The organism is Umezawaea beigongshangensis, assembly GCF_016464305.1.
Lineage (GTDB): Bacteria > Actinomycetota > Actinomycetes > Mycobacteriales > Pseudonocardiaceae > Umezawaea_A > Umezawaea_A beigongshangensis.
In genome coordinates this window covers 65,665-78,495 of the sequence record NZ_JAEIOJ010000015.1, presented here as the reverse complement: position 1 = coordinate 78,495, position 12,831 = coordinate 65,665, and the positions used below count along the sequence as shown (strand labels likewise).

General features: G+C 73.6%; 16 protein-coding genes. 8 read left to right on the top strand and 8 right to left on the bottom strand.

Annotated elements, in window-relative coordinates:
- Nucleotides 1-21: 21 nt before the first annotated feature.
- Nucleotides 22-912 (bottom strand): Gfo/Idh/MocA family protein, encoded by an 891-nt coding sequence (locus IMZ35_RS27000; protein WP_199444010.1) that lies wholly within the window; start codon nt 910-912, stop codon nt 22-24.
- A gap of 18 nt (nt 913-930) precedes the next feature.
- A complete protein-coding gene (locus tag IMZ35_RS26995; RefSeq protein WP_199444009.1) occupies nt 931-1,311 on the bottom strand; it encodes a hypothetical protein in 381 nt (126 codons plus the stop codon).
- Nucleotides 1,312-1,353: 42 nt separating this feature from the next.
- Between IMZ35_RS26995 and IMZ35_RS26990 the strand changes: the two genes are divergently transcribed.
- The 4 genes from IMZ35_RS26990 (at nt 1,354) to IMZ35_RS26975 (ending at nt 4,149) form a co-directional block, all read left to right on the top strand.
- Nucleotides 1,354-2,235 (top strand): NUDIX hydrolase, encoded by an 882-nt coding sequence (locus tag IMZ35_RS26990; protein WP_229373374.1) that lies wholly within the window; start codon nt 1,354-1,356, stop codon nt 2,233-2,235.
- Entirely contained in the window at nt 2,232-3,035 is an 804-nt protein-coding gene (locus IMZ35_RS26985; protein ID WP_199444008.1) for an MBL fold metallo-hydrolase, read from the top strand. The genes IMZ35_RS26990 and IMZ35_RS26985 overlap by 4 nt, the downstream gene beginning before the upstream one ends.
- Before the next feature lie 112 nt (nt 3,036-3,147).
- On the top strand, nt 3,148-3,957 hold the full coding sequence (locus IMZ35_RS26980) for a Scr1 family TA system antitoxin-like transcriptional regulator (RefSeq protein WP_307868851.1): 810 nt from the start codon (nt 3,148-3,150) through the stop codon (nt 3,955-3,957).
- A gap of 12 nt (nt 3,958-3,969) precedes the next feature.
- A complete protein-coding gene (locus IMZ35_RS26975; RefSeq protein WP_199444007.1) occupies nt 3,970-4,149 on the top strand; it encodes a DUF397 domain-containing protein in 180 nt (59 codons plus the stop codon).
- A 6-nt stretch (nt 4,150-4,155) separates the two neighbouring features.
- Here the strand turns inward: IMZ35_RS26975 and IMZ35_RS26970 are convergent, their stop codons facing one another.
- Nucleotides 4,156-4,593 carry an SRPBCC family protein gene (locus IMZ35_RS26970; protein ID WP_199444006.1) on the bottom strand — a complete coding sequence of 146 codons (438 nt, stop codon included), beginning with the start codon at nt 4,591-4,593 and terminating at the stop codon, nt 4,156-4,158.
- Between the two features lie 38 nt (nt 4,594-4,631).
- Nucleotides 4,632-5,696: a GlxA family transcriptional regulator gene (locus tag IMZ35_RS26965; protein ID WP_438816903.1), complete on the bottom strand. Its 1,065-nt coding sequence runs from the start codon at nt 5,694-5,696 to the stop codon at nt 4,632-4,634.
- Between the two features lie 71 nt (nt 5,697-5,767).
- Between IMZ35_RS26965 and IMZ35_RS26960 the strand changes: the two genes are divergently transcribed.
- On the top strand, nt 5,768-6,547 hold the full coding sequence (locus tag IMZ35_RS26960) for an NAD(P)H-dependent oxidoreductase (RefSeq protein ID WP_199444004.1): 780 nt from the start codon (nt 5,768-5,770) through the stop codon (nt 6,545-6,547).
- Between the two features lie 13 nt (nt 6,548-6,560).
- Here the strand turns inward: IMZ35_RS26960 and dnaN are convergent, their stop codons facing one another.
- The 4 genes from dnaN to IMZ35_RS26940 all read right to left on the bottom strand — a co-directional run bounded on the left by dnaN (nt 6,561) and on the right by IMZ35_RS26940 (nt 10,644).
- Nucleotides 6,561-7,673 (bottom strand): DNA polymerase III subunit beta, encoded by a 1,113-nt coding sequence (dnaN, locus tag IMZ35_RS26955; RefSeq protein WP_199444003.1) that lies wholly within the window; start codon nt 7,671-7,673, stop codon nt 6,561-6,563.
- A gap of 111 nt (nt 7,674-7,784) precedes the next feature.
- A complete protein-coding gene (locus tag IMZ35_RS26950) occupies nt 7,785-9,044 on the bottom strand; it encodes an MFS transporter (RefSeq protein ID WP_199444002.1) in 1,260 nt (419 codons plus the stop codon).
- A gap of 457 nt (nt 9,045-9,501) precedes the next feature.
- Complete coding sequence (locus IMZ35_RS26945) at nt 9,502-10,176, bottom strand: Crp/Fnr family transcriptional regulator (protein WP_015097742.1); 675 nt, start codon at nt 10,174-10,176, stop codon at nt 9,502-9,504.
- 216 nt (nt 10,177-10,392) lie between these two features.
- The gene (locus IMZ35_RS26940; protein WP_199444001.1) at nt 10,393-10,644 is read right to left on the bottom strand and encodes a hypothetical protein; all 252 of its coding nucleotides are present in this window, start codon (nt 10,642-10,644) and stop codon (nt 10,393-10,395) included.
- Between the two features lie 173 nt (nt 10,645-10,817).
- Here IMZ35_RS26940 and nth point away from each other — a divergent pair, with 173 nt between their 5' ends.
- Genes nth through IMZ35_RS26925 form a run of 3 tightly spaced genes read left to right on the top strand, consistent with a single transcriptional unit; the run spans nt 10,818 to nt 12,819 of the window.
- The gene (gene nth / locus IMZ35_RS26935; RefSeq protein ID WP_229373450.1) at nt 10,818-11,555 is read left to right on the top strand and encodes an endonuclease III; all 738 of its coding nucleotides are present in this window, start codon (nt 10,818-10,820) and stop codon (nt 11,553-11,555) included.
- Nucleotides 11,552-12,151: a TlpA family protein disulfide reductase gene (locus IMZ35_RS26930; RefSeq protein WP_199443999.1), complete on the top strand. Its 600-nt coding sequence runs from the start codon at nt 11,552-11,554 to the stop codon at nt 12,149-12,151. Before nth ends, IMZ35_RS26930 begins: the two co-directional genes overlap by 4 nt.
- Nucleotides 12,148-12,819: an NUDIX hydrolase gene (locus IMZ35_RS26925; RefSeq protein ID WP_199443998.1), complete on the top strand. Its 672-nt coding sequence runs from the start codon at nt 12,148-12,150 to the stop codon at nt 12,817-12,819. The genes IMZ35_RS26930 and IMZ35_RS26925 overlap by 4 nt, the downstream gene beginning before the upstream one ends.
- Nucleotides 12,820-12,831: the final 12 nt, after the last annotated feature.

Here is a 12,831-nt window from a genome sequence, read left to right as displayed (position 1 = left end):
CTCGCGGGGGCCTTCGCCGCGTCACAGCCCGGCCCGCTCCCTCGCCAGCGCGGTGACGCGCTGGAGGTGCAGGCCCCGGCGCACGTCGAGCGGGTGCTCGGTCGTGCCGCTGCCCACCATCGCCACGAAGTCGTCCAGCAGCGCCGCGAAGCAGTCCTGCGCGGACGTGCCGCCCCTGGGCAGCGACCTCGCGCCGTGCTCGCCGTAGATCGTCAGCTCGGCGATCGGCGGCTGGATCGGCAGCGTCTGCGACAGCGACGCGGTGCTCGTCGCCCCCGACTCGTGCTCCAGGAGGACCTGCCACAGGCCGGTGGCCGACCGGTTGGCCGCGAGCACGCCGGTGATCGGCCCGAGGGCGGCGTCCAGCAGGTCGAACACGTGCGGGCCGACGTCGTCCAGCGCGCCCCGGTCGTGCCGCCACGGCGAGTCGGCGAACGGCCCGGAGAGGATGCCGCCGTTCAGCCAGCGCGCGTCGGCGCCGGTCCAGCCGCCGGTCCGCTGGAGCTGGGCCAGCAGCTCCTTCGTCTCCGGCGCGTACCGCCGGGTCAGCACGACCAGCGACGCCACCCCCGCCTCGCCCACGGCGTCGGCGAGCGCCTGCGCGTCCCGCAGCGTGGCGGCGATCGGCTTCTCCAGGACGAGGTGCTTGCCCGCGCGGGCCGCCCGGACCGCGATCTCCGCCTGCACCGCCGGGGGCACGGCGAAGGCCACCGCGTCGACCGACTCCAGGAGCTGGTCCACGTCGGTGGCCACCTCGGCGTCGAAGCGGCCGGCGAGCGCGTGCGCGGCCTCCGGCCTGCGGGCCCACACCGAGCAGAGGGCGGTTCCGGGGTGGTCGGCGATTCCGGGCGCGTGCACCATCTCCGCCCACGGTCCTGCTCCGACGAGTCCTACGCGCAGTTGTTCGTCCACGTGCCCATCCTGCCCCCGTCAGCGTCCGCCGAGGTACGACGACTCGGGGACGAACACCTCCGCCCCCCGGTCGAAGTACAGCCGCAGGCCGCCCTCGACGAACTCGGACCGCGGTCGCGTGCCCCAGCCGCCGGGGATCTCCACCACGAAGCCGTGGTCCTCGGCACGCCCGATCCAGAGCTGGTGGGTCGGGACGGTGTCGGCGAACCGCGTGGTCTCCTTGACCCAGACCCCGTAGCCCTCCTCTCCCGGCGGTGTCGCGTGCACGACGCGGCTGGACGGCCACGACAGCACCACCACGGCCACGACCGTGAGCACGGTGGCGAGGAAACCGCCCGCGGCGAACAGCAGGACGTTCAGGAGACAACCGGATTTCGGGGGGCGAGGCGCGTCCGACATGCGGCCCATCCAACCCGCGCCGAGCGGCCGTAGGCTCGCGGGATGCGCGAAGTGCCAGCGGACCTCACCCTCCCGGCCGGGATCGTCCCCGACGAACCACCGTCCACGCCGGTCGAGCCGAGGGACGCGGCGACCGTGGCCCTGCTGCGCGACACCCCCGCGGGGCTGGAGGTCTTCCTGCTGCGCCGGGTCGCCGCGATGGCGTTCGCGGCCGGGATGACGGTGTTCCCCGGCGGGGGCGTCGACCAGCGCGACGCGGACGCGACCGTCGCGTGGGCCGGTCCCGGCGCGGACTGGTGGGCGCGCGCCTTCGACTGCACGCCGGAGCTGGCCCGCGCGCTGGTGTGCGCGGCCGTGCGGGAGACGTTCGAGGAGTCGGGCGTGCTGCTCGCCGGACCCGACGCCACGTCGGTCGTCGCGGACACCACGCCCTTCGCCGACGCCCGGCGCGCGCTGGTGGAGCGCGAGGTGTCCTTCGCGGAGTTCCTCGCGGCGAACTCGCTGGTGCTGCGCGCCGACCTGCTGCGGCCGTGGGCGAACTGGGTCACCCCGGAGGAGGAGCCGCGCCGCTACGACACCCGCTTCTTCGCGGCGGCGCTGCCGGTCGGGCAGATCGCCGACGGTGTGACCACGGAGGCGTCCGACGCGGCGTGGCAGCGCCCGGCCGACGCGCTGGCCGACGGCGGGGAGGGGCGGCGCGCGCTGATGCCGCCGACCCTGGTGACGCTCGCCGACCTGGCCGAGCACCCCTCGGTGGCCTCGGTGATGGACGTCGACCGGGACGTGCAGAAGATCCTGCCGAAGCTGGTGCGCGACGGCGACCGGGTGCGGGTGGTCCTGCCCGGAGTGGACAGCGCCGGAGTGCACAGCGCCGGAGCGGACAGCGCCGGAGTGCACAGCGCCGGAACGGACAGCGCGCGATGAGCGGCGTCCCCGCGATCGGCGAGCGCGCCTCGCACCCCGCCTACGGCGTTCTGCGGGCGGTGACGCCGACGGCGTCCGTGCTGCTCGCGGACAACCCGTCCGTCATGACCCTGGACGGCACGAACACCTGGGTCCTGCGCGCGCCGGACTCCGCCTCGTGCGTGGTCGTCGACCCCGGCCCGCTGGACGAGGCGCACCTCGCGCGGGTGGCGTCGGTCGGTCCGGTGGAGGAGGTCCTGCTGACCCACGGTCACCCGGACCACGCCGAGGGCGCGGCGAGGTTCGCCGAGCTGACGGGTGCGCCGGTGCGCGCGCTCGACCCGGCGCTGCGCCTGGGGTCGGAGGGACTGAGCGGCGGTGACGTCGTCGCCCGCGCGGGCGTGGAGATCCGGGTGCTGGCGACGCCGGGCCACACGTCGGACTCGCTGTGCTTCGTGCTGGACGGCGCGGTCCTGACCGGTGACACGGTGCTGGGCCGCGGCACGACGATCGTGGCGCACCCGGACGGCAGGCTGGGCGACTACCTGGAGTCCCTGCGCGTCCTGGCCGACCTGCCGCCGGGCACGGCGGTCCTGCCCGGTCACGGCCCCGAGCTGCCGGACGCGGGCGAGGCGGCCCGCGCGTACCTGGCCCACCGCGAGCGGCGGCTGGAGCAGGTGCGGGCCGCCGTGGCGGCGCTGGGCGGCGACCCGACGGCCCGCGAGGTCGTGGAGGTCGTCTACCGGGACGTCGACCGGTCGCTGTGGCCGGCGGCCGAGTGGTCGGTGCGCGCCCAGCTGGAGCACCTCCGCAACGGCTGACCCCGGACAGGTGACATCGCACCGGTTCCCCGAGCACGGTCCGCGTCGTCCGGACCCACCGTGCGGGTGATGGGAATCCCAGTCCGGGATTCCCGCTCGGGACCATGGCCGAGTGGGTGCTCAGACACGGCCGCCGTTCCGGCGGCGCAAGCTCGGGAAGAGGCTGCGCGGGATGCGCGAGGCCGCCCGGATGAACCTCGACGTCGCCGCCGCGCGGCTGGACAAGACGCGGAGCTCGCTCCAGCGGATGGAGGCGGGGGAGACCAGGGTCGACGTGCACCTGGCGCGCTCGATGATGGACCTCTACGACGTGTTCGACGCGGGTCTCGTGGACGAGGTGCGCCGCTCCCTGAAACCGGGTTGGTGGGTGGCGCACGGGGTGCGGGACATGGGCTACCTCGACCTGGAGACGGAGGCGTGCCTGGTGCGGGAGTTCGCCGGGCTCACCGTCCCCGGCCTGCTCCAGACCGAGCCGTACGTCCGCGCCCTGCTCAGCAGCGGTTCGCTGGAGCGCACGCCGGAGGAGCTGGACACGCAGGTGGTGGTGCGCCTGCACCGGCAGCGCAGGCTGGGCGCCGATCTGGACCTGATCGCCCTGGTGGACGAGGCCGCCCTGCGACGGCAGGTCGGCGGTCCCGAGGTGATGCGCGCCCAGCTCGAACACCTGGCGGCGACCGACGTCGACCTGCGCGTCCTCCCGCTGAGCAGGCCGCACAGCGGTCTGGAGGGCGGGTTCATCGTGCTGTCGTTTCCCGAACCCGGCGACGACGACATGCTCTACGTCGCGCACGCCGCGGGCTCGGTGCACATCGAGGCCCCGGCGGACGTGAACGCCGCTACGCTCAAGTTCGGCGTGCTCTGCTCCGAAGCGCTCTCCCGTGCGGAGTCGACCGCGTTGATCGAGGGTCTGCTGCGCGAGTGAGAGGTGTCCACAGTGGAGTTCGCGGATGTGGTGTGGCGCAAGAGCAGCCGCAGCGGTCAGGGCAACAACGATGCCTGCGTCGAGGTGGCGGTCACCCGTGACGGAGTGGGCGTGCGGGACTCGAAGAACCCGGCAGCGGGGCTGCTCGCGTTCTCCGAGTCCGCCTGGGCCCGCTTCGTGCGGACCCGCTGACCCGTCTCAGACGGCGGCCGGAACGCGGTCGCGCAGACCGGAGAGAGCGGCGGTGAACAGGGCGGTGACGAAGCCGCCCACCTCCTCCTCGTGCTCGGCGTCGAGGTCGGAGTCCGCCCACATCTCCACGAAGGCGTGACCGCTGTCGGTCACCGGCACGACGCGGAACCCGCACACCGCGCGGCGCACCGGGAACGCGTGCTCGACCAGTTCGTAGCTCCCGGTGCGGCTCGCGTCGTCCAGGGAGACGAGCCGCTCGACGACCTCGCTCCCGTCGCCCATCGTCACGCGCCGGATCGCGCCGACCCCGGTCGCCGTACCGGAGACCAGCGTGGTGGCCGCCACCAGCGGGTGCCAGCCGGGCAGTCCGCCGAAGTCGCGGAGCAGGTCCCAGACCTCCTCGGCCGACACGGGTACCACTGAGCTGACGTGCGTCCTGGACATGGTGTTTCCCCTCGGGTGGAGTGTCGCGTCCCGAGTGTTCACGAGCCGGGAGCCGCGCTCGGGCTTCCGAGCCGGGGTGGGGGCGAACCGCTCGCGGACCCTTCCCCGACGGGCAGAGTCCGGGACCGCCCGCGGAACGTGGCGCGGTAGGCGCTGGGCGAGACCCCCAGTTCGGCGTGCAGGTGCAGGCGCATCGATCCGGCGGTGCCGAACCCGGCCGCCCCGGCGATCTCGTCGACGGACAGGTCGGTCCGCTCCAGGAGGGCGCAGGCCCGCTCCACGCGCTGCCGGACGAGCCACCGTCCCGGCGAGGTGCCGATCTCGTCGCGGAAGCGCCGGGTGAACGTTCGCGTGCTCGTCGACTCCTCCGCCGCCATCTCCCGCAGCGTGACGGGCCGGTGCAGGTTCGCCAGCGCCCACTCCCGCGCCCGGAGGGTCGAGGAGGTGCCGGGATCGGGCATCGGCCGCTTGACGTACTGGGCCTGCCCGCCCTCGCGGTGCGGCGGAACGACGGTGCCGCGGGCCACCTCGTTGGCGATGGCGGCCCCGTGGTCGGTGCGGATCATGTGCAGGCACAGGTCGATGCCCGCCGCCGCACCGGCCGAGGTGAGGACGCCGTCGTCGTCGGTGTAGAGGACGTCGAGGTCGAACACGACGTCCGGGAAGCGCTCCCGGTTCCGCGCGGACGACCGCCAGTGCGTGGTCGCCCTCCGGCCGGTGAGCAGTCCCGCCGCGGCCAGCACGAACGACCCGGTGCAGATCGAGGCGATCCGCGCCCCCGGCCGGATTCGCGCCAGCGCGGCGGCGAGCGACGGTTCGAGGGACTCGTCCCGCGGCTCCTGGTCGACCTCCGACCCGGGGACGACGACGGTGTCCGCCTCGGCCAGCGCGTCGGGACCGCGGGTGACGGCGATGGTGAAGTCGGCGTCCGTGCGAATCGCGCCGGGCACCACCGCGCAGGTCACGACCTCGTAGAGCGCGGCACCGGCGGCCGTGCGGGCCTGTCCGAAGAGCCGGTGGACGATGGTGAGCTCGAAGGGCAGCACCCCGTCCCGCACCAGGACGGCCACGCGGTGGCGGCCGTCACCGGCGAAGACGCCCATGGCCCGATCTTCGCACATGTTGGCCATCGGGCCAGTCGCCGCGGCGGTTCCGCCGTCCCATGATCGGTGCCGTGAACGTTCTCTGGGTCCTGGCCCACCCCGAACCCCGCTCCCTCAACGGCTTTCTCGCGACGGAGGGCCAGCGCGCGCTTCGTGCCGAGGGCCACGAGGTCGAGGTGTCGGACCTCTGGGCGATGGGCTGGAACCCCGTCGTCGACGCCGCGGGCTACGCCCACGACCCGGCGCAGCGGTTCCAGGTCGCCGCCGCGGCGAAGCTGGCTCACGAGAGCGGTGCGCTGAGCGCCGACGTCCGGGCCGAGCAGGAGAAGATCGACCGGGCGGACGCGATCGTCGTCCAGTTCCCGCTGTGGTGGTTCGGGATGCCCGCCGTCCTCAAGGGCTGGTTCGACCGGGTCTGGCTCCAGGGCTACGCGTACGGCCTGCGCGGCCCGGACGGCGAGTGGATCGGTTACGGGGACGGGTTCCTCGCGGGCAAGCGCGCCCTGGTCGTGGTGACGGCGGGCGGGCCGGCGTGGTCCTACGGCGAGCGGGGCATTCACGGAGCCGTCGGCGAGCTGCTGTTCCCGTTGCAGCACGGCACGCTGTTCTACGCCGGTGCGGAAGTGCTTCCCCCGGTGGTGATCTCGGGTGCCGACCGGTTCACGGCCGAGGAGGGCGAGAGGGCGGCCGCGGAACTGCGCGAGCGCCTGCGCGCGATGCCGACGGCCGAGCCGATCCCGTACCGGACGCAGAACGGCGGGGACTACGGCGACGACCTCGTGCTGCGGCCGGACGTGGCGCCGGGCTCGACCGGGCTGGGCGCGCACCTGGCCCGGCGCCCCGGCGCGTGATCGCGGGCCGCGGTCAGACGTTCGTGCGCATCGGCACCACCAGGTACGTCAGCTCCACGCCGTCGGCACCCGCGCGGGACGTCAGGACCGTGGAGCGGATGCCGTCCTGGATGCGCAGCTGCACGTCGCGGCCGCTGAACGCCTTCAGCGCGTCGGACAGGTAGCGCGCCTGGAACGTCTTGGTCAGCCGGTTGCCGTCGACCGTCGCCTTCACGAACTCCTCGGACTCGCCCGCCTGCGGGTCGTTGCCGCGCACGCGCAGTTCGCTGTCCTCGACCTGGAGCGTCACCGAACCGTGCGGACCGGCGTACGGCGTCGCCCGCCGCACCGCCCCGGCCAGTGCGTCCGCGTCCACCAGGACCGTGCTGTCGATGACCGCCTCCATGAGCTTGCGCGCCCTCTCGTCCGGGAAGGGCGCTGCCAGTAGTGCCGTGGTGATCGAGTCGCCCGCCCAGGACAGGCCGATCCGATCGGTGTCCGCGTGCAGCGCCACCAGGTCGCTGCCCGCCGCCTGCTTCGCCACCTCGGCGAGGACCGTCGCGGGAGCCAGCGCGTCGAGCGGAGCGCCGTCCGCGGCGGGCCGCCAGGGGGCCGAGGCGAACGCCATCCGGTAGCGGTCGGTGGCCAGCAGGTGCAGGCGGTCGCCCTCGGCGCGGACGCGGACGCCCGTGAAGATCGGCAGCGCGTCGTCCCGCGACGCCGCCCCCGCCACCGGTGGCACGGCCGCCGCCAGCGCGGCGCCGGAGATGCGGCCGCACACCGGCGGCAGCGCGGGCACGCCGGGGTGCGCGCCGACGTCGAGCAGCGGCAGCGCGAACCGCGCGGTCGGTGTCCGCACGGCCAGCCGGGAACCCTCCACGACCAGCCGCACCTGCGCCGCGTCGAGCGTGCGCAGCGTCTCGGCCAGCGGCTTCGCCGGAACCAGCGCGACGCCGCCGGTGTGCGTGGTCGCGGGCCGGGTCAGCCGCACGCCGTGCTCGCGGTCGCTGCCCGACAGCTCCACCCCGCCGCCGTCCGCGCGCAGCAGCAGACCCGCGAGGACCGGATCGAGCACCCGGCTCGGAAGCAGTCGCGCGACCTCGCCCGCGGCTGCGGCGAGTGCGGACGTGGTGGCCGTGAGATCCATGCCGCGGACGCTAGCGGTGACCACCGACACTTCCGGGCCGCCGCGTACACCGCCGTGGAGTTCGCCGCCGTGGAGGTCGCCCCCGTCCCGGAGGCGTGCGCCGCGACGGGGTTAGCGGGCGGCCAGGTCGAGCTGGAGGCGGGTGGCCTCCTCGGGCACCTGGTTCTCCTCGCTGCGCCGGACGGTGCCGCGCAGGGCGAGCACCAGCAGGCCGACGATCAGGCCGGACGCGCCGGCGGCCAGGAAGGCCCAGCTCGTGCTGGCGTGCTCGACCAGCTGGCCGGACAGCAGTTGGCCCAGGCCCAGTCCCAGCGTCACGGCCGTGACGACCCAGCCGAACGCCTCGGCGGCCGTGCCGTGCGGCGCCACCGCCTCGACCGCCGTGGAGTGCGTCGTCGACTGCGGGGTGATCAGCGTGCCCACGGCGAACAGGGCCACGCCCAGGCCGATCAGCGTCGTCGGGATCGCCAGCAGCAGCGACAGCAGTGCGAAGCCGATCAGCAGCACCGGCAGCCGCAGGTACATCGGGCGCGGCCACGGCCGCATCCCGTAGAGCACGCCGAACAGCACGGAGCTGATCGACCAGAGGCTCAGCAGCACACCGCCCAGGCTCGGCCGGCCGGTGGCCGTCGCGACGGCCGGGACGGCGACCTCGATGAAGCCGATCGTGATGCCGAAGCCGAAGGCGGCGAGCGCGACGGTCCTCATGCCGGGGCTGGCGAGCGCGCCGAGCAGGGCGCCGCGCACGGCGTCCGGTTCGGTCCGCCAGGCGCGCACGGTGGGCGTGAGGGCGAACCAGAGGCCACCGGCGACCATCAGCACGGCGCTCACGACCACGCCCGTGCCGGCCCACGGCGCGGCGATCAGCAGTCCGGACAGGCCGGGACCGAGGATGAAGAAGACCTCCATGCTGATGGCCTCGTAGGAGTAGGCCGCGATGCGGACGGGGCCCTGCGGCAGCACGCGCTGCCACAGGGCGCGGGACGCGGAGCCCACCATCGGCTCGGTCAGGCCGACGGCGAAGGACAGCGCCACCAGCAGCGGCGCGGCGGCGTGGGCCTCCACGGCCAGCACCGACAGGGTCACGAAGACGGAGAACAGCGAGATCGCCGAGATCAGCGGCCGGCTGGGGCCGAACCGGTCGATCAGCCTGCCCTGGGCCACCGACCCGAACGCGACGCCCGCGAGCGCACCGGCCGACACCATGCTGGCGATGGCGAACGAGCCGGTCTCGCGCTGCACGTAGAACAGCATCGAGAGACCGACCATCGCGATGGGCAGCCGAGCCAGCAGGGACGCGACGACGGGGCCGCGGACACCGGGCGTGGTCAGGGCGGTGCGGTAGTCGGACAGCTGGGCGGAGTGGGACATGCGTACCAGTGTGCCCGACAGTGGTACGTGCGTACCAGTCAATTGCCGGTGCGGTCCACCACAGGCCGATCTTTCGCCCGAGGCGTATCGATCGGGTCACGACATTGGGATGTCCGAGTGAAACCGGTCGACATAAGGACTGGTAGGAGCGTTGTAGGAGGTGAGGGGGGTTGAGTTGCGGGGGTGGTTTCGTGCGAAGGTTGTCCTGCCGGAACGCACCGGCAAGTCCTCGCAAGATCACCCTTCCGGTTTGCTGCTCGCCCGGAACGGGTACAACGACCTCCTTCCGGTGCCGAAGGTCGGGGCCTGGTTGCGCCGGATGAGTGGAAGCGCGTCCCGTCGGGGGATGGGGCGCGCGACCAGCAGAGGGCCGGAGCGCCGCGTCGGGGGCGGCGCCCGGCCCTCTGCTGTCGTTCTCAGCCGTTTCGGGGTCGAGCTTCTCGCGGTGGAGCGGGCGTCACCGCGCCCGGCGGGCCAGCCGCTCGGGGTCCAGGATCAGCACGCTCTTGCCCTCCAGGCGCAGCCAGCCGCGGTGCGCGAAGTCGGCGAGCGCCTTGTTCACGGTCTCGCGCGAGGCGCCGACGAACTGGGCGATCTCCTCCTGCGTCAGGTCGTGGGTGACCCGCAGCAGACCGGCCTCCTGGCTGCCGAAGCGCTGGGCGAGCTGGAGCAGGGCCTTGGCGACCCGGCCGGGCACGTCCGTGAAGATCAGGTCGGCCAGCATCGAGTTCGTCCGGCGCAGGCGACGCGCCAGCGCGCGCAGCAGCTGCTCGGCGATCTCCGGCCGGTTGGTGATCCACTGCCGCAGGGCCGGTCGGTCCATGCTCACCGCACGGACCTCGGTCACCGTGGTGGCCGTGGACGTCCGCGGGCCGGGGTCGAAGATCGACAGCTCGCCGAACATGTCCGACGGCCCGAAGATGCCCAGCAGGTTCTCGCGACCGTCCGGGGACTTCCGGCCGATCTTCACCTTGCCGGACTGGATGATGTAGAGCCGGTCTCCCGGCTCGCCCTCCGCGAAGATCACGTGACCACGCGGGAACTCGACCGACTCCAGGGTCTGCGCCAGCGCCTCAGCCGCAGCCGGCTCAACCCCCTGGAAGATGCCCGCGCGGGCCAGGGTCTCGTCCACCTGGGTTCCTCCTGTCGACACGCGGCAGGCTCAACGCCTTCCGCCTTCTGGCGGAACGAGCGCCGTGCCGCCGATCACTGTGAGCAGTCTATTCGGTGTCCAGAGGATCGCTGACCGGCTCGCCGATCAACCTACTCCCCGGTCGATCTCGGCCGTGGTCAGGGCGTGCGAACGGCCCGCGGAGCACTGCTGCGCGGGCCGGTGGCGTCGGGATGGCTACCGCTGGGTTCGCTTCTGTCGGAGGTTGCGCGCGCGGCCACCGAGCCGGCGCAGACGGAACAGCTCCAGCGCTCGGCCGATGCCGTGTCCGTAGAGCGCCCTGACCTCGTCCGGCCGGGCCTGCTCCAGGAACTCCTCGACCTCGTCCTCCTGCACGGCGACGTGCCTGAGCCGAGCTTCGACGCGCTCCATGAAGAGCGCGAAGAACATGATCACGATCGGAACGGCGATGACGAACCAGGCTTCCATGATGGCCCCGATCCTTGCGCATCGTGTTTCCGAACGCACGGGAGGGGTCTGCCCGGCGTGTTGACTACCCTGGGTCCGTGCCCCCTGCCACGCGTCGTCACACTCCGGCCGACTCCGCGGCGGGAGCGGCGGACCCGAAGGTCCGCACCGGGAAGACGGAGACGAGAGCCGGACTGGTTCGACGCGCGCGCCGAACGGTCAGGGTCCTCGCCGAGGGATATCCCGGCGCCCACTGCGAACTGGACTTCACCACCCCGCTGGAGCTGATCGTCGCCGTCGTGCTCTCCGCGCAGTGCACCGACAAGCGCGTCAACGAGGTCACGCCCGCCCTGTTCGCCCGCTACCGCACGGCCGCCGACTACGCCGGCGCCGACCGGGCCGAGCTGGAGGAGCTGATCCGGCCGACCGGCTTCTACCGGAACAAGACCACGTCGCTGCTGGGCCTCGGCGCCGCGCTCGTGGAGCGGTTCCACGGCGAGGTGCCCGGCCGCCTGGAGGACCTCGTCACCCTGCCCGGCGTGGGCCGCAAGACCGCGAACGTCGTGCTCGGCGACGCCTTCGGCGTGCCCGGCATCACCGTCGACACGCACTTCGGCCGCCTCGTGCGGCGCTGGGGCTGGACGCAGGAGGAGGACCCGGTCAAGGTCGAGCACGCGATCGGCCCGCTGATCGAGCGCAAGGACTGGAACCTGCTGAACCACCGGGTGATCTGGCACGGCCGCCGCGTCTGCCACTCCCGCACCCCCGCGTGCGGGGCGTGCCTGCTGGCTCCCGAGTGCCCCTCCTACGGCATCGGGCAGACCGATCCCGTGCGGGCCGCGAAGCTCGTCAAGGGCGACGAGGCCGAGCACCTGATCGCACTCGCGGAGCGGGTGCGAGCGGGGGAGAAGCTCGGCCGGAGCGGCGGGTGAGCACCCGCGTCCGCTGGCTCGTCGTGGTGCTCGTGCTCGTCGTCGCGGGCGGGATCGCGCTGTGGCCGCGGGACGAGGAGAGGGCGGCGGTGCCGGTGCCGTCCCCGCGCGCCGACCAGGACGTCGTGGCGATGCGGGCGAGGGCCGCGCTGCCGCCGTGTCCTCCCGGCACGCCCGGCGCCGGACCCGAGGTGCTCCGGGGCCTGCGGGCCACGTGCCTCGGCGACGGCGGTCCCGTCGACCCCGCGGCCCTCCTGGCGGAGGGTCCGGTCCTGGTGAACTTCTGGGCGAGCTGGTGCCAGCCGTGCGCGAAGGAGTTGCGGGTGCTGGACAGCTACGCGAACCTTCCCGGCTCGCGGCCCGTACTCCTGGTGCAGGTGCAGTCGGAGGAGGGCGCCGGGCTCGAACTGCTGTCCTCGCTGGGAGTGCGGATGCCGTCGCTGTTCGACCGGGAGGACGTCGTGCGCAAGGCGCTCGGATCTCCCGAGGCGCTGCCGGTCAGCTACCTGCTCGCCGCCGACGGCACGCTCTCGCAGGTGTCCGACCCGGTGCTGTTCTCCACCGTCGACCAGGTCAGAGGGGTGGTGGAGGGATGACGCGGCCAGGACCGCTGGTGGACCCGTCCGAGGTGCCGGAGTGGATGTCCGGTCTGGTCGAGGCCGTCGACGCGATCGACTCCACCGCGTTCACCCGCATCTCGCCGCCACCGGAGGGCACCGCCCGTCCCGCGGCGGTGCTCGTGCTGTTCGGCGAGGGGGAGAACGGCCCCGACGTGCTGCTGCTGCGCCGCGCCGACTCGCTCGGCTCGCACCCCGGCCAGGTCGCCTTCCCCGGCGGCGGCGCCGACCCGACCGACGACGGACCCGTGGACACGGCGCTGCGCGAGGCGCTGGAGGAGACCGGCGTGCTGCGCGAGGGCGTGCGGCCGGTGGCCCTGCTGCCCGACCTGTACGTGCCGGTGTCGAGCTACCTGGTCACGCCCGTGCTCGCCCACTGGGACCGGCCGAGCCCGGTCGCGCCGGTCGACCCCGGTGAGACGGCGGCGGTCGCGCGCGTCCCGATCTCGCACCTCGTGGACCCGGCCAACCGGTTCCGCGTGCGCCACTCCTCCGGCTACCAGGGGCCGGCGTTCTCGGCACCGGGGATGCTGGTGTGGGGATTCACGGCCGGCCTGCTCAGCGGCCTGCTGACCCTGGGAGGCTGGGAGCGTCCGTGGAACCACGCGGACGTCAGGGACCTTGAACTAGCGTTGCGCGCTACGTAGCGACTCGGCGGA